General features: G+C 45.5%; 26 protein-coding genes. 2 read left to right on the top strand and 24 right to left on the bottom strand.

The window, feature by feature from the left end; genetic code table 11:
- Positions 1–39: 39 nt before the first annotated feature.
- The 15 genes from C0033_RS27705 to C0033_RS22680 all read right to left on the bottom strand — a co-directional run bounded on the left by C0033_RS27705 (position 40) and on the right by C0033_RS22680 (position 14,881).
- Positions 40–168: a hypothetical protein gene (locus tag C0033_RS27705; RefSeq protein ID WP_278320774.1), complete on the bottom strand. Its 129-nt coding sequence runs from the start codon at positions 166–168 to the stop codon at positions 40–42.
- Positions 169–234: 66 nt separating this feature from the next.
- The gene (locus C0033_RS22745; protein WP_103230213.1) at positions 235–1,014 is read right to left on the bottom strand and encodes a lysozyme inhibitor LprI family protein; all 780 of its coding nucleotides are present in this window, start codon (positions 1,012–1,014) and stop codon (positions 235–237) included.
- Positions 1,015–1,193: 179 nt separating this feature from the next.
- Positions 1,194–1,676 carry a ribonuclease HI gene (gene rnhA / locus C0033_RS22740; RefSeq protein WP_103230212.1) on the bottom strand — a complete coding sequence of 161 codons (483 nt, stop codon included), beginning with the start codon at positions 1,674–1,676 and terminating at the stop codon, positions 1,194–1,196.
- A 13-nt stretch (positions 1,677–1,689) separates the two neighbouring features.
- Positions 1,690–3,291: an MBL fold metallo-hydrolase gene (locus C0033_RS22735; protein WP_103230211.1), complete on the bottom strand. Its 1,602-nt coding sequence runs from the start codon at positions 3,289–3,291 to the stop codon at positions 1,690–1,692.
- A gap of 49 nt (positions 3,292–3,340) precedes the next feature.
- Complete coding sequence (gene spoIVA, locus C0033_RS22730) at positions 3,341–4,816, bottom strand: stage IV sporulation protein A (RefSeq protein ID WP_103230210.1); 1,476 nt, start codon at positions 4,814–4,816, stop codon at positions 3,341–3,343.
- A gap of 96 nt (positions 4,817–4,912) precedes the next feature.
- Positions 4,913–5,284, bottom strand: a complete 372-nt coding sequence (locus C0033_RS22725; protein WP_180994864.1) for a GTP pyrophosphokinase — start codon at positions 5,282–5,284, stop codon at positions 4,913–4,915.
- Between the two features lie 115 nt (positions 5,285–5,399).
- On the bottom strand, positions 5,400–6,110 hold the full coding sequence (locus C0033_RS22720) for an ABC transporter ATP-binding protein (RefSeq protein ID WP_103230208.1): 711 nt from the start codon (positions 6,108–6,110) through the stop codon (positions 5,400–5,402).
- Between the two features lie 12 nt (positions 6,111–6,122).
- A complete protein-coding gene (locus C0033_RS22715) occupies positions 6,123–6,881 on the bottom strand; it encodes an ABC transporter ATP-binding protein (RefSeq protein WP_103230207.1) in 759 nt (252 codons plus the stop codon).
- A 2-nt stretch (positions 6,882–6,883) separates the two neighbouring features.
- Complete coding sequence (locus tag C0033_RS22710; RefSeq protein WP_103230206.1) at positions 6,884–7,969, bottom strand: branched-chain amino acid ABC transporter permease; 1,086 nt, start codon at positions 7,967–7,969, stop codon at positions 6,884–6,886.
- A 10-nt stretch (positions 7,970–7,979) separates the two neighbouring features.
- Entirely contained in the window at positions 7,980–8,861 is an 882-nt protein-coding gene (locus C0033_RS22705) for a branched-chain amino acid ABC transporter permease (protein ID WP_103230205.1), read from the bottom strand.
- A gap of 212 nt (positions 8,862–9,073) precedes the next feature.
- Positions 9,074–10,345, bottom strand: coding sequence for an ABC transporter substrate-binding protein (locus C0033_RS22700; protein ID WP_347501210.1), 1,272 nt, complete (start codon positions 10,343–10,345; stop codon positions 9,074–9,076).
- Between the two features lie 151 nt (positions 10,346–10,496).
- On the bottom strand, positions 10,497–11,507 hold the full coding sequence (locus tag C0033_RS22695; protein ID WP_103230240.1) for an NAD(P)H-dependent glycerol-3-phosphate dehydrogenase: 1,011 nt from the start codon (positions 11,505–11,507) through the stop codon (positions 10,497–10,499).
- A gap of 44 nt (positions 11,508–11,551) precedes the next feature.
- Positions 11,552–12,187 carry a glycerol-3-phosphate 1-O-acyltransferase PlsY gene (gene plsY, locus C0033_RS22690; RefSeq protein WP_103230203.1) on the bottom strand — a complete coding sequence of 212 codons (636 nt, stop codon included), beginning with the start codon at positions 12,185–12,187 and terminating at the stop codon, positions 11,552–11,554.
- Between the two features lie 3 nt (positions 12,188–12,190).
- Complete coding sequence (gene der, locus C0033_RS22685; RefSeq protein ID WP_103230202.1) at positions 12,191–13,519, bottom strand: ribosome biogenesis GTPase Der; 1,329 nt, start codon at positions 13,517–13,519, stop codon at positions 12,191–12,193.
- A 3-nt stretch (positions 13,520–13,522) separates the two neighbouring features.
- Positions 13,523–14,881, bottom strand: coding sequence for a DUF512 domain-containing protein (locus tag C0033_RS22680; protein ID WP_103230239.1), 1,359 nt, complete (start codon positions 14,879–14,881; stop codon positions 13,523–13,525).
- Between the two features lie 237 nt (positions 14,882–15,118).
- On the opposite strand from C0033_RS22680, the gene C0033_RS22675 reads away from it, so the two are divergent.
- Positions 15,119–16,327, top strand: coding sequence for a ribose-phosphate pyrophosphokinase (locus C0033_RS22675; protein ID WP_103230238.1), 1,209 nt, complete (start codon positions 15,119–15,121; stop codon positions 16,325–16,327).
- 74 nt (positions 16,328–16,401) lie between these two features.
- Here the strand turns inward: C0033_RS22675 and C0033_RS22670 are convergent, their stop codons facing one another.
- From C0033_RS22670 to C0033_RS22655, 4 genes are all read right to left on the bottom strand, one after another.
- Positions 16,402–16,866, bottom strand: coding sequence for an SseB family protein (locus tag C0033_RS22670; RefSeq protein WP_103230201.1), 465 nt, complete (start codon positions 16,864–16,866; stop codon positions 16,402–16,404).
- Between the two features lie 76 nt (positions 16,867–16,942).
- On the bottom strand, positions 16,943–19,009 hold the full coding sequence (recG, locus tag C0033_RS22665) for an ATP-dependent DNA helicase RecG (RefSeq protein ID WP_242984579.1): 2,067 nt from the start codon (positions 19,007–19,009) through the stop codon (positions 16,943–16,945).
- A 76-nt stretch (positions 19,010–19,085) separates the two neighbouring features.
- Entirely contained in the window at positions 19,086–20,723 is a 1,638-nt protein-coding gene (locus C0033_RS22660; RefSeq protein ID WP_103230200.1) for a DAK2 domain-containing protein, read from the bottom strand.
- A gap of 13 nt (positions 20,724–20,736) precedes the next feature.
- Positions 20,737–21,093, bottom strand: coding sequence for an Asp23/Gls24 family envelope stress response protein (locus C0033_RS22655; protein WP_103230199.1), 357 nt, complete (start codon positions 21,091–21,093; stop codon positions 20,737–20,739).
- 265 nt (positions 21,094–21,358) lie between these two features.
- Between C0033_RS22655 and rpmB the strand changes: the two genes are divergently transcribed.
- On the top strand, positions 21,359–21,544 hold the full coding sequence (rpmB, locus tag C0033_RS22650; protein WP_006775035.1) for a 50S ribosomal protein L28: 186 nt from the start codon (positions 21,359–21,361) through the stop codon (positions 21,542–21,544).
- Positions 21,545–21,634: 90 nt separating this feature from the next.
- Here the strand turns inward: rpmB and C0033_RS27210 are convergent, their stop codons facing one another.
- The 5 genes from C0033_RS27210 to C0033_RS22630 form a co-directional block, all read right to left on the bottom strand.
- Complete coding sequence (locus tag C0033_RS27210; protein ID WP_180994863.1) at positions 21,635–21,772, bottom strand: hypothetical protein; 138 nt, start codon at positions 21,770–21,772, stop codon at positions 21,635–21,637.
- Positions 21,773–21,852: 80 nt separating this feature from the next.
- Positions 21,853–22,263, bottom strand: a complete 411-nt coding sequence (locus tag C0033_RS22645) for a GerW family sporulation protein (protein ID WP_103230236.1) — start codon at positions 22,261–22,263, stop codon at positions 21,853–21,855.
- A 67-nt stretch (positions 22,264–22,330) separates the two neighbouring features.
- A complete protein-coding gene (locus C0033_RS22640) occupies positions 22,331–23,203 on the bottom strand; it encodes a hypothetical protein (RefSeq protein ID WP_180994862.1) in 873 nt (290 codons plus the stop codon).
- 28 nt (positions 23,204–23,231) lie between these two features.
- Positions 23,232–23,546 (bottom strand): hypothetical protein, encoded by a 315-nt coding sequence (locus tag C0033_RS22635; protein ID WP_103230197.1) that lies wholly within the window; start codon positions 23,544–23,546, stop codon positions 23,232–23,234.
- Complete coding sequence (locus C0033_RS22630) at positions 23,533–24,828, bottom strand: hypothetical protein (RefSeq protein ID WP_146043807.1); 1,296 nt, start codon at positions 24,826–24,828, stop codon at positions 23,533–23,535. The genes C0033_RS22635 and C0033_RS22630 overlap by 14 nt, the downstream gene beginning before the upstream one ends.
- Positions 24,829–24,855: the final 27 nt, after the last annotated feature.

The following is a 24,855-nucleotide window of genomic DNA, read 5'->3' as shown; positions in this document are numbered from 1 at the left end:
TTTACACCTCTCTGCTATTTACATTCTGTAATCTAATGTTTATTTTTGAATATTGGCATCTTTATGGTCTCTGTATTTTTTGCCGCAAATAATTCCTCCATAAGCAATGGCAATAAAGAAAATAAACTTAATTGAATATCCGATAAAACTTGCCGCAAATGCACCCATGGTGTCTCCTCCTATCAATTCTGTTTTTTTATTTGACCTATCCTTATTATCCTATCATAGGAGTTTTTAATTATCAAGAACATCTTTATAAGATGCCGCCAATTCATAAACTCTTTTTCTGGTAGAATCCGCAAGTGAGGCCGTATATTCCAATCCTTCCATGGTTCCGCCGCCGGATTTTTTGGCCGCGGCCACAGCTAAGGCGTCCCGGTCTTTCATCCATTCCCGCTCTTCCTTAATCAGTTCCGTTTTTTCGTTCTCATCCAGATCTTCGATAATGGTATTATAGATCAGATTCAATTCCCCGTCCCACAGCTTTAATTCCGTCTCCGCAGTGGCCCTGATGGAATTGGTGTTGGAGTCGGTTTCTTCATCGCACAAACGTTTGATCTGCGCATCCAGCTCTGCCAGTTTTGCCTCATACGTCTTTGTTCCGGTTCCCGTCGTTTCTGCAGAATTTGACGCTTCCGTCTCTTCCACCAAAGCATAAATCCTGGCTTCCGCTTTCGTTTCATCTTCCCTTTTGGGTGCCGTATCCGGTCTTGTCTCAGCTCTGGTTTCTGCCGGCGATATGATGGTCTCCGGTTCCGTCTGTACATTGGCAGCCGCAGGCACCGGAGCAGCCGCCTCTGCAATTCTCGCTGCGGCCGTTTCTTCTGCCGCCGTTTCTTTTTCATCCGTCTCGTTCATCTGGCCAGACAAAGTGACTGCTTCCTGATTGGAAGCAGTCGTGGCAGTCACTTGAGCCTGCTGGCTTTTTACAAATCTATTGGTATAATTGGTTGTAGTTACACCGATCACAAGGATGGCTGCAATCACATACCAGATTCCGTAATTCCTTTTCATGGGAATTCTCCCTTCTTACCTATTACAGAAAACCTGTGGTTTCTGCAGTGAGTTCCTGCCCGCTTTATGATCTGCAGTTTTCATGAACTCCATTATTTTCATTTTAAAAATAACACAAAACAGGATGAAAAGGAATAGAAAACCACAATTAGTAATATTTTGTAAGATTAATTTAATGATTAAACGGACAGCCCGGTATCTGTCATGAGATTGTCTCCGTCGGCAGCGCTTGTGGCCAGTAAATCGCACCGTTCATTCTGCGGATGGCCTGCATGTCCTTTGACCCATAAAAATTTCACATCATGAGGTTCTTTTGCTTTTAAAAGCCGCTCCCACAGATCGATGTTCTTCACCGGACCGCTCTTTCCACGCTTCCAGTTATTCTTGATCCAGTTATCAATCCACCCTTGGTTAAATGCATCCGTCAGATATTTGGAATCCGAATACAGTTCTACCTGACAGGGCCGGTTTAACGCCTCCAAGCCTACAATCGCGGCCATCAGTTCCATCCGGTTGTTGGTCGTCTTTTTATATCCGCCCGCCATGACCTTTTCGTGGGTCTGGCCTTTGCTGTCCATAAATTGAAGCACGGCTCCATAGCCGCCCGGCCCGTCTGGGTTTCCTCTGGCTGATCCGTCTGTATATAACTGTACTTTTGTCATTGCTTCTGTCTCCTTATCTGTCCCATTTATCACATAATGCATTAATTTGATCCGCAAATTTTGCCAGATCCTTATTGGCTCCGCCTTCATTGCGCAGAATCACCTGGCGCAGGCGGTCCCCGGCTGCAACCAGCCGTGCAAAGACTCCGGCTGCCTTTCTCACAACTGCCAGCTCCTTGTTCACCGGAATGCCCTTGGTAACGGTGATCCATCTGCCTTCCAGAAGGTTATAGCTGGAGCCGCTGAACGGAGCCGCGGCATTAAATCCATACTCTTCTTTCAAGGTTCTCACAAAGATGTCGCAGACTGCGTCGTCACCATGTACGGCAAATACCTGCTGAGGCTTTTTTTCATAGGCATTGATCCATGCCAGCAGCCCATCCCTGTCCGCATGGCCGCTGATGCCCTCTAACGATTCTATATGGGCCTCCACCTCAATGGTCTCGCCGAACAGCTTCACTTCCCGGCTTCCGTCCATCAGGCTGCGTCCCAGCGTGCCCACCGCCTGATATCCTGCGAATACGATGGTACATTCTTTCCTCCATAAGTTGTGTTTTAAATGATGGCGGATACGGCCTGCGTCGCACATGCCGGATGCGGAAATAATCACCTTTGGCTTCGTATCAAAGTTGATATTCTTAGATTCGTCGCTGGTAATCGACAGTTTCAGTCCTGGGAAGGAAATCGGGTTGATCCCCATCTCCACCAGCTGTTTCGTCTCTTCATCATAGCAGCGCATCAGATTCTCTTTAAATACATGAGTTGCCTCCACAGCCAGAGGGCTATCCACATACACTTCAAAATTATCATGGCCGTGAATCATATGGTTCAGCTTGATCTTTCTCAGGAAATACAAAAGTTCCTGAGTACGGCCTACCGCAAAAGCAGGAATCACCACATTGCCTCCACGGTCCAGGGTTTCCTGAATGATCCGAGTCAGTTCCGTGACGTGATCCTTGGTATGGACATGATTTCGGTCGCCGTATGTGCATTCCATGATCACATAATCCGCCTCTTTTATATATTGAGGATCGCGGATCAGCGGCTTATTAAAATTGCCGATATCTCCGGAAAATACGATCTTTTTGGTAACATCGCCTTCCGTAACCCATACCTCAATCGATGCGGAACCAAACAGATGGCCTGCGTCCGTAAAACGGATTCTGACGCCTTCCACCAGGTCCACCAGGTCATCATACTCATAAGTTTCAAAATGCTGCAGCACTCCCAATGCATCATTCATCTCATAAAGAGGAGGAACCTCCGGACTTCCGGCTCTTCGAGCCTTCCGGTTTTTCCATTCAGCCTCCATCTCCTGAATATGGGCGCTGTCTTTTAACATAATCGTACACAAATCTCCGGTTGCAACCGTTGTTATCACCTTACCGCGGAACCCTCTCGCATAAAGCAGCGGCAGCAGTCCGGCATGATCGATATGCGCATGTGTGAGAAGCACATAATCGATCTCCGAATATCCCACCGGCAGTTCCGCATTCTCATAAACGTTTACACCCTGTTCCATACCATAGTCTACCAGAATATTGGCATGTTCTGTTTCCAAACAATGACAGCTCCCGGTTACCTCATGATCTGCCCCTATAAATGTAAGCTTCATAGAATCCCCTCCTATGTCTTTTGTTGTATGAATTCATTATAACACTGAATTATATGATTATGCAAATCATACCGCCATTGCTGTCGTTAATTATTTTCTGCAGCGTATCCTGCAGCTTCATCTGGCAGTCTTCCGTCATCTGAGAAACTTTCGCCTGGATTCCGTCCTCCACAATCTGTTCAATGGATTTTCCAAAAATGTTGGTGCTCCAGATTCCCTCGTCGCTTTCCTTGGCGTTCTGTTTGATATAGGCGATCAGATCTTCCGCCTGCTGTTCGCTTCCCACGATCGGCGCGATTTCCGTCTCAATATGGGCTTTAATCATATTGATGGACGGCGCTTCCGCCTTCATCTTCACTCCGTATTTATTGCCGTGTTTAATCACCTGAGGTTCATCCAGCATGATTTCCGAGCGGTCCGGAGTCACCACTCCATATCCTTTTAACCGTACCTGGTTCATGGCATTCTGCACTTTTTCATATTCGGACTGCATTCTGGCTAAATTGGAAAGAGTCTGCATCAGCTGGTATTCCCCTTCAATCGGAATGCCCACATAATCGCTGAGAATCTGATAATAGTAGCTGTCATCCACATCCACGCCCACGGAAACGCTTCCGTCCGCCATCTCCATATTCTGAAGCTTCAGCCCTTTGACCGCTTCGGAAGACGGCACCAGCACCTCGCGGCTGACATCCTTCATGTGGGAAACCTTTTTCATAACGTCCCTGACCGTTTGGATCACCTGACTCTTCAGCCAGTGGGATGCAGGCAGAATCTCCAGCCATTTCGGAATGTAAAAATCCAGTTCCGTCACAGGGAATTCTTTTAATACCCGGTCTAAAATATGGTAGATATCATCCTTTTTCAGCTGTTCACAGTTTACCGGCAGCACAGCAACCTGATACTTTTCCGTCAATTCCTTTGCCAGCGCAGCAGTTTCATCTGAATAAGGTTTCAAAGAATTCAGCAGAAGAATAAACGGCTTTCCAAGAGATTTTAATTCCTGAACCGTTTTTTCTTCTGCGGATATGTAATTGGGACGTTTTAACTCCCCGATGGAACCATCGGTTGTGACCACAATTCCGATAGTGGAATGGTCGTTGATCACCTTCCTGGTTCCGATCTCCGCCGCTTTTGTAAACGGAATTTCATAATCAAACCACGGCGTTTTTACAAGGCGCTCCGTATCATTTTCAATATGTCCGGCTGCTCCTTCCACCATGAATCCCACGCAGTCAATCAGCCTGACCTTGGCCTGAATTCCATCATCCAGCTTAATAAGCGCCGCTTCCTTTGGTATGAACTTGGGTTCCGTGGTCATGATGGTCTTTCCGGCGGCGCTTTGCGGCAGTTCATCCCTGGTACGGGCCATCTGATGCTCATCCTCAATATCCGGCAGCACCATGAGCTCCATAAACCGCTTGATAAACGTGGATTTTCCCGTCCTTACCGGGCCGACTACTCCTATGTAGATTTCACCTTTTGTTCTGGCTTCAATGTCTTTGTATACATTATAATTATCCATAAAAATACCCCCTGCTATACTTTATTAGCCGCTGTTACAAGCATGCTGTGCTGATACAGTATATGCATGGGGGTATTTCTTTATGTAATCAGGTTTTTACTCTCCCCGCAGAATTTTCAAAGAACGTCTTGCCCGTTCATCAATTGAATAGGTTTGGAAAGACATCTTCTTCACCCGGGCAATGTCTTTATTGTCCTCAATTTCTGCGATTTTCACCTTTGACGCCAGTTCCGTACCGCTGATATCATCAATATAATCGTAATATGTGACATCTCTGCGTTTTGTCAGCTGTTCAATAGAGTCCAGCACACGCCGGCTAAAACCTTCCTCTGCAAGTTCTCCTAATGTAAGTTCGGTGTCTTCGATCACGTCATGAAGCACTGCTACAATCTTTTCATCTTCTGTATCCATCTTCTCCATTACACGCAGCGCATGATCCAGATAAGAATTTCCATCAGGATCTTTCATACCCTCAAGCGCTGTACTGGCAATTTCTATGGCTCTGTCAAGCAAAAAAATCACTCCCCTCTGAACATTGATCTATACCAATATTTTATCATGGGGGAGTGGAAAAATCCATCACTTATTCACTTAAATACGCTTTCTTCACAGAATCGTTATTCATCAGCTCCTTGGCGTCGCCGTTTAACACGATGTTACCTGTTTCCAAAACGTATGCTTTATGGGCAATAGAAAGGGCTTTTTTAGCGTTCTGTTCTACCAAAAGAACCGTTGTTCCGCCATCGTTAATCTCTTTGATAATATCAAAAATCTCATTGACATAGATCGGCGAGAGCCCCATGGACGGCTCGTCCATGACGATCAGTTTCGGGTGGGACATCAGGGCGCGGCCCATGGCCAGCATCTGCTGTTCCCCTCCTGATAAGGTTCCCGACAGCTGGTTCTTTCTCTCTTCCAAACGGGGGAACCGTTTATAGATTCGTTCCAGAGTCTCTTCCATCTCTTTTTTATCATTTCTGGTATAAGCGCCTAACTTTAAGTTTTCCAGTACAGACAGCTGCGCAAACACACGGCGTCCCTCCGGAACATGGGCCATTCCCATGGATACGATCTTATATCCAGGCGTTTTCGTAATGTTCTGTCCTTCAAAATGAATGGTTCCTGCGGCAGAAGGAATCAGCCCTGTAATCGTGTGAAGAATCGTGGTTTTTCCGGCTCCGTTGGCGCCGATCAATGCGACGATCTCCCCTTCATCAACCTGAAAAGAGATTCCTTTTATGGCCTGAATCACGCCATAATACACTTCCAGATCTTTTATTTCAAGCATAGCCATAACTTCTTCCTCCTATTCACCCAGATATGCTGTGATAACCTGAGGATCATTCAGTACTTTGCTGGTCTCTCCCTGAGCGAGAACCTGGCCGAAATTCAGCACGGTCAGCTCTTCACAGATGCCGGAAACCAGTTTCATATCATGCTCAATCAGCAGAATAGTCATATCAAATTTATCGCGGACAAAACGAATGGTGTCCATAAGTTCCTTTGTCTCATTGGGGTTCATGCCCGCAGCCGGTTCATCCAAAAGAAGCAGTTTCGGATCGGTAGCCAGCGCTCTGGCAATCTCTAATTTTCTCTGTTTGCCGTAAGGGAGGTTAGCCGCCTGATAATCGGCTTCTCCATCCAGGCTGAACACCTTCAAAAGTTCCATCGCTTTCTCATCCATGGCCTTTTCCACAGCAAAATATCTGGGAAGGCGGAAAATTCCTTCTATGGTAGAGTAAACATTATGGTTATGAAGTCCGGCTTTTACGTTATCCAGTACGGTTAATTCTTTAAACAGACGGATATTCTGGAATGTTCTCGCAATTCCGGCTTTGTTGATATCGATCGTTTTACGCCCTGTAATATTCTTTCCATCCAGGACGATGGTGCCCATATTCGGTTTATAAACGCCCGTAAGAAGGTTAAAAACCGTAGTTTTACCGGCGCCGTTAGGGCCGATCAAGCCATACATCTGGCCTTTTTTAATCTCTATATTGAATCCGTCGACCGCCTTTAAGCCGCCGAATGAAATTCCTAAATTACTCACTTCCAAAAGAGCCATAATTATTTGCCCTCCTTTGCCGGCGCTTTATTCCCAAACATCTGTTTCAGGGAATGGCGTTTTCTAAAGTCAATAATTGCCGGACTCCAGTTGAAAATCATCATAACAATCAGAACAATCGCATAGATCAGCATGCGGTAGCTGTTGAGCCCTCTTAAAAGCTCAGGGAGCAAGGTAAGCGCAATCGCAGCGATAATCGATCCTCTGATGTTGCCGATGCCTCCCAAAACGACGAATACCAGAATCATAATGGACTGGTTATAGCCAAAGTTCTTCTGAGTGGCCGACAGGGTGGACAGGTTATGGGAATATAAAACGCCCGCCGCACCTGCAAGGGCTGCTGAAATGGTAAATGCCATCAGCTTGTATTTCGTAATATTGATTCCGATGGATTCCGCCGCAATCCGGTTGTCACGAATGGCCATAATGGCCCGTCCGGAACGGGAATGGATCAGATTCAATACGATAAACAATGTAATCAGGATCAGCACAAAACCGATGGTAAAATTGGCGTCCTTAGGCGTGCCGGTAATTCCCTGCGCACCGTTGATCAGCACCTTGCCATCCGCCTGCATCTTCAGTTCGATGGCGCTCTTCATGGAAAAATGAAGTCCGCTGCTGTCCTTTCCAAGATAAATTACATTGACAATATTCTTAATAATCTCGCCGAAAGCCAGGGTAACAATCGCCAGATAGTCCCCTTTAAGCCTTAAAACGGGGATGCCGACGATAATTCCCGCCACCGCCGCACTGGCCGCACCGATTAACAGAGCCAGAGTAAAACGGACTGCCGTAACAGGAATCACTTCCACCATACAGATGGAAAATAAAGAGCTGGCAAATGCGCCGACGCACATAAACCCTGCATGTCCCAAGCTCAATTCTCCCAGAATGCCTACGGTCAGGTTCAGGGAAACCGCTAAAATTACATAGTAACAGATCGGTACAAGCTGGCCTTTTAACAGGCTTGATATATTGCCCGACTTTACCATAAGTTCCATAATTAGATAAGCCGCGATTACAATTGCATATGTAATCATATTGGCTTTTGTTATTTTACTGATTGATTTTTTCTTATTCTTTTCCATACCAGCCACCTTAAACCTTTTCATTCATTTTCTTACCCAGAAGACCGGTTGGACGCACTAACAGCACTACAATCAGCACTGCAAAAACAATCGCATCCGCCATCTGTGATGAAATGTATGCTTTGCTTAAGTTCTCAATAATACCGAGCAGAAGCCCCCCGATAAATGCACCCGGAATTGAACCGATTCCTCCGAATACAGCTGCCACGAAAGCCTTAATACCAGGCATAGCCCCGGTATATGGAGATAAAGACGGGTATGCGGAACATAAAAGCACGCCCGCGATTGCGGCAAGGGCCGAACCGATTGCAAACGTGAGCGCAATGGTTCCGTTTACATTGATCCCCATCAGCTGCGCTGCTCCCTTATCTTCGGAAACGGCAAGCATGGCCTGCCCCGCTTTCGTCTTTTTAATAAAGGTGGTCAATACCACCATAATGATCACGCATGTAATGATTGTGACTATGGTTTCTCCGGAAATGCTGAGCTGACCTCCTGCAAGTTTCAGCGGAGCAATCTTTACAACAGAAGTAAAGGACTTGGTTCCCGCCCCAAAAATCAAAAGAGCAATATTCTGAAGCAGATAACTGACACCGATTGCGGTGATCAAAACGGCTAATGGAGACGCCATACGAAGAGGCTTGTAAGCCACCCTTTCAATGGTCATTCCCAACGCCGTACATATAACAACAGCCAATAGAATTCCAACCACAGGAGGAAGTCCCATTGTGCTGACCGTAATAAAAGTAACATAACCGCCTATCATAATTACATCGCCATGGGCGAAATTCAGCATCTTGGCAATACCATATACCATGGTATATCCCAATGCAATCAAGGCGTATACACTTCCAAGACTGACACCGTTGATAAAATAGGAAATAAAGCTCATAAGAAAACACCTCTTTAGTTTATTTGTAAATACTTACGGAAAAACCATATGTGAGGAATTATATCATAGGAAACTAGCCAATACAATCTTTTTTTGTAAAAAGAAGCCCGTTAAACAAAAACGGGTATTGAAAGCGCAATTGCCACAATACCCGTTAAAAAACAGATAAAAGACTGATGTCGATTACTCGGCTTGTCTCTCACAATATTAAATTACTGTGCAGTGTAAGCACCGTCTACGATCTTAACAGCCTTAGGAGCCTTGGAAGGTTCTCCGTCTGCAGACCATGTAATTCCTTCACCGGTCAGACCGTCAACAGTAATCTCTGTCATAGCAGCCTTTATCGCTTCACAGATATCGGATACGCTCATATCAGCAGTTACTCCGCCTTTTTCTGCTGCTGCTTTAATTGTGTAGATAGCATCATAGGAATCGGCTGCGAACTGGTTCGGAATCTCGCCGTAAGCTTCTTTATAAGCATTTACAAAATTCTGAGTTGCTTCATCCTGAGCATCGGCTGCGAATGGTGTTAACAGCATAACGCCTTCTGCCAAAGCGGTGTCAAAGTTATCAACAGTTAAGATACCGTCTAAACCGTCACATCCAAAGAAAATAGGAGCATAGCCCATGGTGTTTGCCTGTGTTAAGATAAGAGCTGCTTCTGAATAATAGATTGGAAGGAATACAAGTTCAGCGCCTGCATCTTTTGCCTTTTGAAGCTGTACGGTGAAGTCTGTCTTGCTGTCAGCGGTAAATGCTTCCGCGGATACAACTTCGATTCCCTGATTAGCTGCTTCTTCATTGAATTTTGCATAAATTCCTGATGAATATACGCTGGAGCTGTCATAAATAACAGCTACTTTTGTAGCCAGTTTGTTTTCGCCGATATACTGAGCGGATGCAATACCCTGGTTAGGATCTGAGAAACAGATACGGAATGCGTTGTCATTCTGAATACATTCTACAGCAGATCCGGATGGAGTCAGCTGGAACATATTATCGTTTTTCGTCTCTGCTGCAACTGCGATACATGGGTTCGTGGTAACAGTTCCCATAAGTACCTGCATGCCGTCGTCTTTTAATTTATTATAAGCGTTTACGGATTTCTCTGTATCACTTTCGTCATCCTGGAAATCGAAACTTACGGTCATTCCATTGATTCCGCCGTTTTCATTGATCTCTTTTACAGCCAGTTCAGCCGCATTCTTTACTGCTAAACCGTAGATAGCCGCATCACCTGTGATAGGTCCGATTCCGCCGATCTTGAAAACTCCGCCTTCGCCTGTAGCCGCCGCTGTCTCGCCTTCAGCCTTTGCTGCTTCTGTTGTGTCAGCTTCTTTTTTCTCTGCCTCTGTTTTTGCTTCTTTTGCTGCGCTTGTCTCTGTCTTTGCTTCAGTCGCCGGGGTCTCTGTCTTAGATCCGCCGCACGCTGTCAGGGAAGCCGCCATTACAGCTGCTAAACCCACACTAACAAATCTTCTCATAATGTTTCCTCCTCTTAGATGCTTGTATGTACTTACATACGCATAATCAAAGTGGCTTCTATCCTGGTCGTTTAGAAGCCACGCTTAAAATTAAGCTTTTTCAATTATATAATTATACTTTTACGTTGTCAAGTGCTGAATCGCTTTCTTCTCATTCTTCCCAAGGTAAATCGGAGCTTTCCAGCTTTTTATCGCGAAGCATCAGCTGTCCTACCGCATCGGCCGCAGATTTGCCGTCAAACAGCACTGCGTTTACCTGTTCGATAATGGGCATGGGAACCTGGTATTTTATGGAAAGCTTTAGCGCCGCCTTGGCGGAATACACGCCTTCCACCACCATCTTCACTTCTTTCATGGCCTCTTCCATGGAATACCCCTGGCCGATCAGGATACCGGCCCTGCGGTTACGGCTGTGCATGCTGGCGCAGGTAACGATCAGATCGCCAATTCCGGTCAGACCGCAGAAGGTCTGGAATTTGCCGCCCATCTCCATTCCCAGTCTGGCGATCTCGGTTATGCCTCTGGTAATCAATGCCGCTTTTGTATTATCCCCATATCCCAGTCCGTCCGCAATACCGGCAGCCAGGGCAATCACGTTCTTTAATGATGCTCCGATCTCAATTCCCAGCATATCGGGACTTGTATATACGCGGAATACAGGGCTCATGAACAGATTCTGTATCCGTTCCGCAGTCTCTTTATTATGAGCGCCGACCACGCAGGTGGTGGGAAGCCCTCTGCTCACTTCTTCCGCATGGCTTGGTCCTGATAAAACCGCCACATTTGCAGATGGAATTTCTTCTTCTATAATATCAGATAAGGTCATCAGGGTAGCTTCTTCAATTCCCTTTGCCACATTGACAATGATTTGTCCATCTTTGCAGAACTGATTCATCTGTCTGGCCGTCTGTCTTGTATAAACGGATGGAACGGCCAATACCAAAAGATCTTTATCCTTCATTGCAGTTTCCAGATCCACGGTAAAGTTCATCTGTTCCGGCAGTTTAACACCCGGAAGGCTGTGATGTTCATGTTTTTCGTTAAGTTCTGCGATTTCCTGTTCCAAAGCAGACCAGACAGTCACTTTATGCCCGTTGTTATGTAACAGTAAGGAGAGCGCGATTCCCCAGCTTCCAGCGCCAATAATACCAATATTTGCCATCTTAACCTCAATTCTGCCGATAAAACGGCATTCCATTCATTTCATTATTTCTTTCCTGAACCGATCTTGTTCTCCGTGCCGTGAAGCAGCCTGACGATATTCGCCCTGTGCTTCCAGAACGCGAGCGCCGTCACACAGGCAGATACCAGATAAAATTCAGTAAGGTACTCCACTGCGAGCCCATAGGTTCCCCGGCTTCCTTCAAAGATCATAAGCGCCAGGAATATGCTCACCACAACAAGAGATCCCAATGAAACGAATCTGGTAACCGCAACAATCAGCACAAATGCGATCAGACAGATTAATGTAACCGTCCAGTCCAGGGATACTAAAATCCCTGCTGTGGCGGCAATTCCTTTTCCACCTTTGAAATTCATATAAAAAGGATAATTATGCCCCAGAATCACACCGAGTCCGGTATACAATATCATCAGATACTGTATGGAAGTCTGGTCTTTATAGAAAATCCGCACAATGAAACATGGAATCACTGTTTTCAAAAAATCGCCCATGAAAACAGTGGCTCCGGCCTTCACTCCCATTACGCGGAGTACATTTGTACTTCCTGAGTTTCCGCTTCCGTGCTGGCGGATATCAATCTTGTGTAATTTTCCATAGAGGTAACCGGTTTGAAACAGCCCAAAAAGGTAACCGAATACCAGGCAAATGATTCTTTCCATTAATTATTCGTCCTTCCCTTTCCGTTCCCGATAGATAAATTTAAGCGAAGTTCCCCGGAATCCAAATGCTTCACGAATCCGGTTTTCCAGATAACGGGTATAGGAAAAATGTGTTAATTCCTTATCATTTACAAAAATAACAAAGGTAGGCGGCTTAACCGCAACCTGGGTGATATAGTAAAGTCTCAGTCTCTTGCCCTTATCGGAAGGCGGCTGCTGAAGTGCAACTGCTTCTGACATAATCTCATTCAGAACGCCGGTTGCCACGCGAAGCGTCTGGTTTTCACGCACCATATCGATCATCTCATACAGTTTGCCCAACCGCTGTCCTGTGGCGGCTGAGATAAAGATGATCTCCGCATAAGGCATAAAGGATAAGGTATCCTTCACCTTTCTCGTAAACTCATAGATGGTCTTGTCATTCTTTTCAATGGCATCCCACTTATTAACGGCCACAATGATGCCCTTGCCCCGTTCATGGGCAATTCCGGCGATCTTGGCATCCTGTTCCGTCACGCCCTCGGTTGCATCGATTACCACGACGACTACATCGGCCCGCTCCACGGCTGTAACGGTACGGATGATGCTGTAGCGTTCCAGTTCTTCTTTAATCTTATTCTTTCTTCTCAATCCGGCGGTATCGATAAATACATATTCCGTACCGTTGTGCATTACATTGGTATCCACCGCATCTCTGGTAGTTCCCGCAATGTTGGATACGATCACACGGTTTTCACCGATCAGCTTATTTATAATAGAAGATTTACCTACGTTTGGCTTGCCCACAATGGCAATTCTCGGGCGGTCATCCTCTTCGTCCTCGTCCACTGCCGGAGGAAAATATTTGATCACTTCGTCCAGCATATCGCCGATGCCAAGTCTGGAAGCTGCAGAAACAGGTACCGGATCACCAATTCCCAAATTATAAAATTCATAGACATCATTGCCGAACTTCTGAAAGCTGTCCACCTTGTTGACAACCAGAACCACCGGCTTTTTAGATTTTCTCAGCATGTCGGTAACCTTGGAATCGGAATCCACCAGCCCCTGACGCACGTCTACAATAAAGATGATGACATCCGCAGTGGCGATTGCGATCTCCGCCTGTTCCCTCATCTGGGATAAGATGATATCGCTGCTGTCCGGCTCAATGCCGCCGGTATCAATTAATGTAAAATTTCTGTCAAGCCACGTACAATCCGCGTAAATGCGGTCACGGGTCACGCCCGGGGTATCCTTTACGATGGAGATGGTCTCCCCTGCAATGGAATTAAATAACGTAGACTTTCCCACATTGGGGCGGCCTACAATCGCAACGACTGGTTTACTCATATATTATATCTCCTTTAACTCATATCCTTCATATCCGCTTTTATGGCTGTACTCCGGACATAAAATTGCTTCTACAAAATCTTGTCCGCTTGATTTTACAATATTAACCGGGACTTGTAAAGCATTTTGTACCTCGTCTCTGGTAATATCATCCAGGAATACTTCTTCTCCGCTTCGGAACATGCACTCCGGAAGAAGCAGTCTGCTTCCCAATTTCTTTCCCTTTAACTGGGCGATCAGATCCTGTCCGGTGATCAGTCCGGCGACGGTAATAGACTCTCCGAAAAAGTAGTTGGTGATCGGATAAACATGAACCTTTATGCCCGGAAACTTGGCGGATATCTGTTCAATGTATTCCGTTAGATATTTGCCTGCCAGCTGCCCTGTAGCGATGGAAAGCTCGTCCCGGCGGTCATCTCCGTCCATCTGTTCCAACGCCTGTCTCACTTCTTCCGTCATCAGGCGGATCATTCCGACTCCATTTTCCAGCTGGATATATCCGTCGTACCGTTCTTCTTCCGGCACTTCCCGTCCTGCCAAAATATAAAACTCATCGCTTGCATGGATAAAATGAATTCCATGCTCTGCAAACAGTTTTTTCTGCCAGCGCTCAATCAGATCAATGGTCCGCTCGGCATCCTCTTTTTCTATTGGCTTCATAGGAAAAAGCCCGTCCCTGTATTTAGATATGCCCACCGGCACCACGGAAACGCTTTCCATACAGGGAATATAACTGCTCAAATCACGGATCGTCCGTTCCAATTCAGCCCCATCATTCACATCCTTGCAAAGTACGACTTGTCCGTTCATCGGCGTCCCGGCTTCATAGAGGCGGTCAATCTTCTTTAACGCATCCCCCGCAAACCGGTTGTTCAGCATCTTACAGCGCAGCTGCGGATTCGTAGTCTGAACCGAGATGTTGATTGGGGACAGCTTGAATCGGATGATGCGGTCAATATCCTTATCATTCATATTGGTAAGCGTAATATAATTGCCCTGTAAAAAGGAAAGCCTGGAATCATCATCTTTAAAATACAGGGTTTCTCTCATTCCGGGAGGCATCTGGTCGATAAAGCAGAAAATACACTTGTTCCGGCAGGAACGGTAATCGCTCATCAGGCCATTTTCAAAAGTAATTCCCAAATCCTCGTAATCATTTTCAATTTCTAATTCCCATTCTTCTCCGTCCGGCTTGCGGATCAGCATCACCAGGGACTCGCTGTTAACATAGTATTCATAATCAAAAATATCTTCAATCTCATGTCCGTCGATGGAAATCAGGCAGTCTCCCGGCTCCAGTTCCAGTTCTTCTGCGATTGATCCCTTATCCACGGACTTGATAATATGCTCTGTTTTCTTCATAAAATCTCTGACCTTTCTTTCATATGGATCTATCATATCAATATTAATTATCTTTGTAAAGGAATCGTCATTTGTTTTTTTTCGCAAAATCTCCCCAATCTATTGACGGGCCTTGTCGAAAAATGATATAAATGAATGTAAATGTTTTTACAGATCACCCGCAGCCAGCAGGGACATGCCCATGTATGTCCCCGTTATCTGCGGGTATATGCTTACAAATATGAAGGAGTGCTATTCATGGCAAATAATTATGTTTTCAACGACGTTCTTCCAGTGGCGCCGCTAAAAATCGCCGCATTGGAAAGCTGCAGGGATCTGGCTCAAAAGGTTAATGATCACGTTGTTAAATTCCGGAGAAATGACACGGAAGAATTGATCCGCCGCAAAGAAGACCTGCATTACCGCGGTTATGATGTGGATTCTTATCTGCTGAACTGTTCCTGCCCCAGATTCGGAACAGGTGAAGCGAAGGCTCAGATCCATGAATCGGTTCGGGGCGCGGATATCTTTGCTATGGTGGATGTGACTAATTACAGCATCCCCTATACGGTGAGCGGTTATACCAACCACAAGTCCCCGGATGACCACTATCAGGATTTAAAACGCATTATCGGTGCCTGCACAGCCACTGCCCACCGCGTCAATGTTATCATGCCTTTCCTGTATGAAGGCCGCCAGCATAAGAGGACAAAACGGGAATCCCTGGACTGCGCAATGGCGTTAAAAGAGCTGGTGTCCATGGGTGTCAGCAACATCATCACCTTTGATGCTCATGACCCAAGGGTGCAAAACTCCATTCCGCTCAGCGGTTTTGACAACTTCATGCCTACGTATCAGTTCATAAAAGCACTGTTTTCCCATGACAAAAATCTTCAGATTGACAAAGATCATCTGATGGTTATCAGCCCGGATGAAGGCGCCATGGACCGCGCCGTATATCTTGCCAACAACCTGAGCGTGGACATGGGTATGTTCTACAAGAGACGTGATTATTCAAGGGTCATCAATGGACGCAATCCCATCGTCGCCCATGAATTTTTAGGCTCCTCTGTGGAGGATAAGACGGTGCTGATTATCGATGATATGATCTCTTCCGGCGAAAGCATGCTGGACACTGCAAAAGAATTAAAAGAGCGCAAGGCGAAAAAAGTGATCATCTGCTGTACCTTCGGTCTTTTCACCAGCGGTTTGGAAAAATTTGATGAATTTTACGCCAAAGGCTATATCGACTATGTTATCACAACCAACTTAAATTACCGTCCGGACGAGCTCTTAACCCGGGAATGGTATCTGGAAGCCGATATGAGCAAATACATGGCCGCAATCGTCAATTCCTTAAACCACGACGTTTCCATCGGCGCGGCCCTGTCTCCGACCGCCAAAATTCAGAAACTGGTTCGCAAATATCATGCGGACGGATTTGAATATTATCAGACAATCCAATAAGAGAGCTCTCTTTGCACAATAAAAAAGGAACCATCTCCGGTTCCTTTTTTATATATTCTTTCCGCTAACTTTCGTTAATGGTTATTTCTCTCATCCTTCTGTTTCTTCAGGGAAATGATTAACTCTCTTGGAATGGTAACATTCTCACCGTATGGATTGATTACGAATCCGGCCATGTTGCTGCCTTTTCTCAAAACGATGGCTGCAAAATCGTCGAATTCCATATGAACGACCTGCTGTCCTTCTTCTTTCTTCCATTTGTTCAGGGAAGCCCAATCGGTGAATGCCATGAAGTACTTGTCCCCTTTGTCATTCTGAATCATAGTGAATTTGAATCTGGCGTTGCCCTGTTTCATCGCTTCTTCCGTAACCGCAATCTGACGGACTACAGGTGAAAGCATGGTTGAACCCATCAAAGCGGAAATCATCTTGGAGCGCGTTTTTTCGTTATTATCTTTCAGCATTTCCTGCATCGCATTGACAAGTCTTGTATTCAGTACTGGTCCATTGGAATCTATCATATTATAAACCTCTTTCATTTGTTTTTCTTTCTAACTATAGCACATTTCATCTTCCTTGGATATGAAATTAATATAAATTTTTTCTGTCTAAATCCTATAAATTCAGCTTTTCATAGCTTTTTTCCAGAAAACGGTCCATCTTAATCTTCAATTCCCTGTGTTCGTCCCGCTCTAAATTCTCATCCTGCTCGAACAATCGCTTCACTTCATCCGCCACTGTTTTCAAAATGTTGGCGTCGGTAAAAATATCGGCCAGCTTAAATTCCAGGTCTCCGCTCTGCCGGATTCCAAAGATATCCCCGGGTCCTCTGAGCTTTAAATCCTCCGATGCGATATAAAATCCGTCATTTGACTGGTTTAATATATCCAGACGCTCCTGTGTTCCGTCCTGGTCGGAACAGTTCACCATTATACAGTAGGACTGGTGCTTACCCCTTCCAACCCTTCCACGGAGCTGGTGAAGCTGTGCAAGGCCGAAACGTTCCGCATTCTCTATCATCATAACGGTGGCATTCGGCACGTTCACCCCCACTTCCACAACCGTGGTGGATACAAGCACCTGAATTTCATTGGCTGCGAACCGCTCCATAATGGCATTTTTTTCCTTTGCTTTCATCTTGCCGTGGAGATATTCAACCGTTATGGTTCCGGGAAGCTCTTTTTTTAGCGTTTTCGTATAATCGATTACATTTTCTGCCTCGATCATCTCGCTTTCCTCCACCATAGGGCAGATCACATATGCCTGTCTGCCTGCCGCAGTTTCCTTGGTGATAAATTCATATGCCTTTTTCCGGTATGCGGTATTGACCACACAGTTTTTTATCGGAAGGCGGTTTGCAGGAAGCTCGTCTATGACCGAGATGTCCAGGTCCCCATAGATAATAATCGCTAAAGTTCTTGGAATCGGAGTCGCACTCATTACCATAACATGAGGTTCCTGTCCCTTATTTCCCAAGGCCTCTCTCTGCCCCACTCCAAACCGGTGCTGTTCGTCAGTGATCACGAGGGCCAGTTTATCATAAATCACCTTTTCCTGAATCAAGGCATGGGTACCGATGATAATATCCGCTTCGTGCGAAGCAACCTTCTCATAAGCCAGCCTTTTTTCCTTGGCCGTCATGGAGCCGGTAATCAAAACCAGCTTTTTATCGATTCCATGAGCTTCAAACAGCTCTGTAATGGATTCGTAATGCTGTTTGGCCAATACTTCCGTCGGAGCCATAAGCGCCCCCTGTAAGCCGCTGCAGGCCACTTGGAGCAGCGCTAAAACCGCTATGATGGTCTTTCCCGATCCAACATCTCCCTGAACTAAGCGGTTCATCACCAAACCGCCGGATAAATCATGTTTTACTTCTTCCAACACCTTTTTCTGCGCCTGCGTAAGATCATAGGGCAGGTCTGCAGTCAGTTTTTCCACTTCCTTTGACGGAGGGATTATGTAGCAGCTTTTCTGATCTTCCCTTTTATCCTTTAAATAGCGCACAGCCAGCAAAAACATAAAAAATTCGTCGAAAACCAGCCTCTTTCTGGCGAATAAAAGCTCTTTTCTGTCCGCAGGAAAATGGATATGTTCGATGGCGTAATTATATTCCGCCAATTCATGCCTGCGCCTGATATCAGCCGGCATATAATCGCGCTCCATCTCCCTCATCCCCAAAGCTTCCAGGCAGGCTTTTGTAATTGTCTTATTGCTCAGTCCCTTGGTCTGTCCATAGATGGGCTGCATGGAATGCATCACCGGTTCATACGTTTCAGGCGTGAAAATCTCAGGCTGTTCCATTACAAGGCGCCCGCTTTTCTTAACCACCCTTCCACGAAAGATGAAGCGGCTTCCCGCCTTTAACGTCACTGCCAGAAACGGCATATTAAACCACGTGAGCTGCAGGCTGCCGGTAGCATCTTTCAGCGTAACCGTAATAACCTGAATATGGCTGAACCGCTTGACCACCGGAGATTTAGGCAGGATTCCGGCCACGGCCGCAGTGGAATCCGGCTTCAGTCCCCCGATTGCCGCAGGCGGTTCAAACGTATCATAAGCTCTGGGATAATAGTGGAGAAGGTCATCCAATGTGACAATGCTGAGCTTTTGAAATAATTTGGCTGTCTTGTCCCCAATACCTTTTATGGCTGTAATTGGCTGCTGGTTCTTATCCATACTCATTCTCACATTCTTCTAAATTAGAACCGTTCTTCCGGTTCCACAAAGAAGAAGAACCGGTTTCCCGATTCTCTTCTTGTTATTCTACAGAAATCAAATAATAATAAATTGGCTGTCCGCCGCTGTGAAGTTCGATCTCACATTCAGGACATGCTTCCTGTGCCTGTTCCAAAACCGCCTGCGCATCTTCCTCAGTCACATCGCAGCCATAATAAATGCTGATCAGTTCAGAGTCTTCATCTACCATCTTCTTTAACGCGCTGACTGCAGTCTCTTCAACCTTCCGGCCCACTGCCAGCATTCCCTGGTCTCCCAATCCCATGATATCGCCTTCATGAATCTCCATTCCGTCAATCATAGTCGTGCGGACCGCATAGGTGATCTGTCCGGTCTTTACCTTCCCCATCTCCGTCACCATAACGCGGGTATTCTCTTCCGGTGATAAATCCGGCGCGAAATTGATTAACGCGGTAATTCCCTGGGGAACTGTTTTAGACGGAACCACGACGATCTCTTTATCCGCCGTTAAACTCTTCGCCTGCTCTGCAGCCAGTATAATATTCTTGTTATTAGGCAGAATATATATGGTGTCCGCATTTACACAGTCGATGGCATTCAGGACATCTTCCGTGCTGGGATTCATGGTCTGGCCGCCTTCAATCAGGTAATCTGCTCCAATCCCCTTAAAGATCTCACCCAATCCGTCTCCAATGGAAACGGCGATAAATCCATAAGGCTTTCTCGGCTCATCCGCCTTTTTTTCGGATTCCTTAATCAGCCTTTCCTGATGTTCCTTACGCATGTTATCGATCTTCATCCTGGACAGCGATCCATAGGTAAGGGCTTTCTGGATTGCAAGGCCCGGATCATTGGTATGAACATGCACCTTCACCACATCGTCATCGGAAACCACCACGATGGAGTCACCGATGGATTCCAGATATCCCTTAAATTCCTGCTCTGTATCCATGTCATACTGTTTTTCCACATTGATGATAAATTCCGTACAATAACCGTACCTGATATCAAAATCTTCTGTAGACGCTGCTCCGGCTGTTTTGGCCGCCGGTTTGCTGTCCTCCACAGTCAGATCGATCTCTTTGCCGCAAAGGCCGTCCAACGCGCCTTTTACCACCTGCATCAGGCCCTGTCCGCCGGAATCCACAACGCCCGCCTGTTTTAAAACAGGAAGCATCTCCGGGGTCTGGCTCAAAACATAATCACCATGTTCAATTACCTTTTCACAAAACAGGATAATATCTTCTGTCTGTGAAACCAGTTCCACGGCCTTATCCGCCATCCCCTTTGCAACGGTAAGAATCGTGCCTTCCTTTGGCTTCATAACCGCCTTGTAAGCGGTTTCCGTCCCCCTCACAAATGCATTGGCCAGCGTGGTGGTGGTTACCACATCGACTGTTTTAATCTCTTTTGTAAAACCTCGAAACAGCTGGGACAGGATAACGCCTGAGTTTCCCCTTGCCCCCCTTAATGATCCTGAGGATATTGCCTTCGCCAAGGTCTCCATAGTGGGATTTTCAATGGCCGCAACCTCTTTTGCCGCCGCCATGATCGTGAGCGTCATGTTCGTTCCTGTATCCCCATCCGGTACGGGAAATACATTCAGCTCATTAATCCACTCCTTCTTAGCTTCCAGACCTTTTGCTCCCGCCAAAAACGCCTTCTGCAGCGTTTTGGCATCTATAACCTTCATATCCACGGGTTGCTCCTCCTTAATCTATCACTCTTACACCTTCTACATAGATGTTGATCTTATCCACATCCATCCCGGTGAATTCTTCTACTTTGTATTTAACATTTGCGATTAAATTATCAGCAACCGCAGAAATGCTCACACCATATGCGACGATTACATGAAAGTCTATGGTGATATGGTTGTCCTTAATATCCACATTAATTCCATGAGTCAGGCTTTCTCTCTTGAGAAGCTTAACGAGGCCGTCTTTCATGCTGACAGCTGCCATACCTACAATCCCAAAGCACTCAACTGCAGTTGTTCCTGCATACAGTGCGATGACATCCGGATTGATCTGGATTTCTCCCAGTTTATTGCTGATTCGACCCTTCATATATATCAATACCTCCGTTCTTTAAAATTCACTTAAAACTGACAGCTCCGCCGGCCCTACATTCGGACAGATTCCGAAACGCCCGGCCCCAGCTCTGTAGGAATATTATATCACACCCCACATATTGTGTCCATCATACATTATTTTCCTAAAAAAAGATACAATTTTTCATTTTTCTCTTGCAAATTTCTTCCTTATCTGTTAAGATACATTTGTTGTGGATTTTATAGTATCTGAATCCAAGTAGCTTTAAGGAGGTGCAATCATGGCTAAATGTGCAATTTGCGAAAAGGCTGCTCACTTTGGTAACGCAGTGAGCCATTCACATAGACGTTCTAACAAGATGTGGAAAGCAAACGTAAAATCTGTTAAAGTTAAAGTTAACGGTGGAGCTAAGAAGATGTATGTATGTACTTCTTGCTTACGTTCTGGCTTAGTTGAAAGAGCTTAATTGGATTTATTAAAGCTCCGGGCGATAATCATTGCCCGGAGCTTGTTTTTTTACATAAGACCGGTCTGCAAGGCATGCCGGCCATTATGATTAACAGCAAAATAAATTATATCCAAGTATCAAACAGGCCAGCACAAAAACCAGCGTGGTCAGCGTGGTGGGAACAAACAAAAGAATTGCCATTCCTACTCCCATTGAAAATATAATCAGGCCGCATAAACGTTTCATCCAAATCCCTCAAATCTTCACATCTGCTTTCACAAGCCTTTATTAAAGTATATGCAGATGTCCGTCCAATATTCAAGGTCTTACCGATTCTTCTCAATTTCTGCCATTTCCTGAGCTGTTTTTACCGCCTCTTCCGATACTTCACCGCCTACATTCACTTTTCCGCCGGTAAATTTATTGACAATATCGGGAACCATATCCAGCACCTTATTGACCGTATTCTGATTTTTAATGTTAACCAGCCTGGTGCTTCCATTCTGAATTACAAGGATCGCACTGGGGCTCATCTTCGCGCTCATTCCGCCTCCGCCGTTATTCTTGGAGTTTTCAGCAAATGAACCGGCGGCCATTCCGCACGTAACGTCCACTAATGGCAGGATGATTGCGTCATCGACTTTTACCGCTTCTCCAACCACTGTTTTTGTTGTAACAAAATTGTCCATCCCCTTGAATAAAGCTTCTACGGCTGATGTAAAATTATTATCTGCCATCTTAACCTCGTTTCCTCCGCCGCCGGCGGATTTTTCAATCATAACTATATTTTCAGCGCCGCATCATTTAACCGCGCCATCGCTTTAATAAAACCCTGAAATTCTTGTTACAGTAAACCTGAAGCAGAATAAATAACACGGTACCTATGCGGATTCTTCCCTTCAGACTTACTTCCGCCTCTAATACGGACTGGTCAAACATAGGGCATATCTTAAATTGTCTGGCATAGAGCGGATAAAAGACGCTGGCAGCCGACAATATCTGGCCTGTTATATACGGATCGTCAAATCCGAAGATAACCTCCCCCTTCACTTTGCGCGGCAGCAGATGCTTCAGCAGTTTTTTGCCGTTTTTCCATAAAAGGCGTATGGTTTTTTTATTTTCTTCATCCTGGAGAAACTCTTTTCCCTTTTCAAACTTCTCCTGAATGCTCAGGAACTGATCTTTTATCCGGTAATAGAATCCGGACAGGAAAGCCTTCAGTTTCTTCCACCATTTGACAGGCAGTGGGCTGTCACTTTCCGCATCCGGTTCGGAGGCTTCTGCTTTTCTTTCTTTTTTTACCGTTTTCTGTCTTTCGGCCTTTTTTTCTTCCGGATGAGGCAAAGGTTCTGCTTTTGCTTCTTCTGTAATCTCCTCTTCTAACTGGTTCATCAGCTCCTGAGACTGGAGGATCAGTTCTTCTTCCACTTCCTCTTCTTTCCTGCTTCCCGGTTTTAACAGCCGGAAACCAAAAATCCGGAAACTCAGATCCAGTTCTTCATCATATACTGCCTTCAGAGACAGAATATGTAACAGCCATGTCACCTTTGCAGTAACCACAGGGCGGCCATGATAAGAACCGTCTGCCCTGTAGCGCAGCGGTACCAGCAGAACCGCTGCCAATACGGCCACAAGAAGCCCGAGAAGCACCAGCAGAATTATTCCTATTATTTTCAAAACCAACCATATTATATGCAGCACTCCATCACGCTCCGCTGTCCATAAATTCTTTCAGACAAAATCCGCCTGTCTTTTGGTACATGTCATTCACAAGCTTTCCTGCCACTTCCAAAGCCTCCCAATACCCGTCTGCGATTCCCAGAATCAACAGATCCTGTTCCTGATAATAAGGCTGCATCAGAGCAAAAGAAGGATAAATATCAAGTATATTATTCCCATTTGACGCAGGCGTAATCACATAGACTCCGGCCTGCAGCTTGGAATACCTGAGATTACAGATAATACGGAACCTGTTTTTTTCCGCTTTTTCACCCACGTACAGATGATCAGATATACGCATTCTCGCTCTCCACCAATTCCAACAATAATTCCATGCATGTTTCTTTTTCACAAATATCCGTGCAGCTGTCCAGGCTGCTGCGGATGTAGGACTCAATTTCGTGAGCAGAATTAAAGCATACAGGAAGTTTTGACAGGGCCTGTGACATCACAGCCCGCACCACCGGCTTTTTCATACCCTGAAACAGCTGGTTCAGTTCTTCAAAATAATTCTCCGCCGTCTTCTCCACATACCTACGGTCCGCCTTTTCATCAGCATCTTCCGTCTCCTCTAAGGACGCAAAAGAGCTTCCCGACAGCAGAACAGCTATTTTTCTTAAAATATCCTTATATGGTTCTTCCACAAACTCGTCCGCAGACTCATATTTTAAATATTTTTCATAAAGCTTTTCCTGCCTGCCTTCCAAAAATACCAGTTTACCGGTGATATCATCGTCAATTTCTGTCCAATCCTCTTTTTTAAACTTTTCCAATACGCCGGATATGATGTATTTCAGAACGTTCTCTTCCTCCACATCAACAAAAGCATCTTTCCGGGTCAGTTCTATCATATACAGATCATTGACCAGTTCCATCAATGATATGCAGTCTCCGATCAGATCTGTAACCATCTGTACTGCCTCTTCGATTATCCGGCTCAGCTTTTTGTACTCTTCCTCTGTAAGCGCTGTATAATCCGCTTCTTTCAGTGTAAGGAGCATCTGGCAGAGCTCCTCCATTCCTTTTTCCATATCATCCGGAACCTGAACAAGTGAGGAAGTGCGAAGAAGGTACATCATATTATCCAAGGCTGAACGGTCGCCGTCTATATAGATGGATAAGGAGTCACTGACCATATTGTAGAATTTATTTCTGGTAAGGCGGATCGGCAGCTGTCCGATCACTTCCATGATTCTGCCATTGATCACCACAGTATCTTTTGAATTCCAGATGTACTGCATCACCTTTGAAACCACTTCTTCTTCCGATTCCTGAATCTTAACGCCAGTGACAAACCGGCGTTCCAAACGGTTTAAAACATATTCATAAACGTTAATTCCATCCACATATGCGTTCAGCACTTCTATGACGCCGCTCAGTTGGTTCCGCATCAGATCAAGATCTTCTATGGAACCCTTGTTCTCCAGAACTTCTCCCAGCAACTGATTAAAACGTGATGTATAAGAGGACAACTTGTCCTGGGCCGATGTCTTTTCCGCCACTGTTTCAAAATAAGTATAGTAATTGAGCGCCAGATTCGTATAGGCAAAACGGTATACGGACGTCAATTGTTTTTTTATCATATGGATATCCAAAATGTAATCTCCTGC

Origin of the sequence: Clostridium sp. chh4-2, from assembly GCF_002899675.1 — a bacterium.
Lineage (GTDB): Bacteria > Bacillota > Clostridia > Lachnospirales > Lachnospiraceae > CHH4-2.
Note: the sequence above shows the minus strand (reverse complement) of the source record. Positions and strands in the feature narration are given on the sequence as shown.

What these genes read in the sequence shown, in the direction of transcription:
- rnhA (WP_103230212.1), bottom strand. Translation starts at nt 1,676, where the DNA reads ATGACAAAAGTACAGTTATATACAGACGGATCAGCCAGAGGAAACCCA.
- C0033_RS22725 (WP_180994864.1), bottom strand. Translation starts at nt 5,284, where the DNA reads ATGAAAGATCCTGATGGAAATTCTTATCTGGATCATGCGCTGCGTGTA.
- C0033_RS22710 (WP_103230206.1), bottom strand. Translation starts at nt 7,969, where the DNA reads ATGGAAAAGAATAAGAAAAAATCAATCAGTAAAATAACAAAAGCCAAT.
- spoIVA (WP_103230210.1), bottom strand. Translation starts at nt 4,816, where the DNA reads ATGGATAATTATAATGTATACAAAGACATTGAAGCCAGAACAAAAGGT.
- C0033_RS22735 (WP_103230211.1), bottom strand. Translation starts at nt 3,291, where the DNA reads ATGAAGCTTACATTTATAGGGGCAGATCATGAGGTAACCGGGAGCTGT.
- C0033_RS22720 (WP_103230208.1), bottom strand. Translation starts at nt 6,110, where the DNA reads ATGGCTATGCTTGAAATAAAAGATCTGGAAGTGTATTATGGCGTGATT.
- C0033_RS22680 (WP_103230239.1), bottom strand. Translation starts at nt 14,881, where the DNA reads ATGAAGAAAACAGAGCATATTATCAAGTCCGTGGATAAGGGATCAATC.
- C0033_RS27705 (WP_278320774.1), bottom strand. Translation starts at nt 168, where the DNA reads ATGGGTGCATTTGCGGCAAGTTTTATCGGATATTCAATTAAGTTTATT.
- C0033_RS22695 (WP_103230240.1), bottom strand. Translation starts at nt 11,507, where the DNA reads ATGGCAAATATTGGTATTATTGGCGCTGGAAGCTGGGGAATCGCGCTC.
- C0033_RS22645 (WP_103230236.1), bottom strand. Translation starts at nt 22,263, where the DNA reads ATGGCAGATAATAATTTTACATCAGCCGTAGAAGCTTTATTCAAGGGG.
- rpmB (WP_006775035.1), top strand. Translation starts at nt 21,359, where the DNA reads ATGGCTAAATGTGCAATTTGCGAAAAGGCTGCTCACTTTGGTAACGCA.
- C0033_RS22705 (WP_103230205.1), bottom strand. Translation starts at nt 8,861, where the DNA reads ATGAGCTTTATTTCCTATTTTATCAACGGTGTCAGTCTTGGAAGTGTA.
- C0033_RS22630 (WP_146043807.1), bottom strand. Translation starts at nt 24,828, where the DNA reads ATGATAAAAAAACAATTGACGTCCGTATACCGTTTTGCCTATACGAAT.
- C0033_RS22715 (WP_103230207.1), bottom strand. Translation starts at nt 6,881, where the DNA reads ATGGCTCTTTTGGAAGTGAGTAATTTAGGAATTTCATTCGGCGGCTTA.
- C0033_RS22670 (WP_103230201.1), bottom strand. Translation starts at nt 16,866, where the DNA reads ATGAAAGAGGTTTATAATATGATAGATTCCAATGGACCAGTACTGAAT.
- C0033_RS22745 (WP_103230213.1), bottom strand. Translation starts at nt 1,014, where the DNA reads ATGAAAAGGAATTACGGAATCTGGTATGTGATTGCAGCCATCCTTGTG.
- recG (WP_242984579.1), bottom strand. Translation starts at nt 19,009, where the DNA reads ATGAGTATGGATAAGAACCAGCAGCCAATTACAGCCATAAAAGGTATT.
- C0033_RS22655 (WP_103230199.1), bottom strand. Translation starts at nt 21,093, where the DNA reads ATGAAGGGTCGAATCAGCAATAAACTGGGAGAAATCCAGATCAATCCG.
- der (WP_103230202.1), bottom strand. Translation starts at nt 13,519, where the DNA reads ATGAGTAAACCAGTCGTTGCGATTGTAGGCCGCCCCAATGTGGGAAAG.
- C0033_RS22700 (WP_347501210.1), bottom strand. Translation starts at nt 10,345, where the DNA reads ATGAGAAGATTTGTTAGTGTGGGTTTAGCAGCTGTAATGGCGGCTTCC.
- plsY (WP_103230203.1), bottom strand. Translation starts at nt 12,187, where the DNA reads ATGGAAAGAATCATTTGCCTGGTATTCGGTTACCTTTTTGGGCTGTTT.
- C0033_RS27210 (WP_180994863.1), bottom strand. Translation starts at nt 21,772, where the DNA reads ATGAAACGTTTATGCGGCCTGATTATATTTTCAATGGGAGTAGGAATG.
- C0033_RS22635 (WP_103230197.1), bottom strand. Translation starts at nt 23,546, where the DNA reads ATGCGTATATCTGATCATCTGTACGTGGGTGAAAAAGCGGAAAAAAAC.
- C0033_RS22675 (WP_103230238.1), top strand. Translation starts at nt 15,119, where the DNA reads ATGGCAAATAATTATGTTTTCAACGACGTTCTTCCAGTGGCGCCGCTA.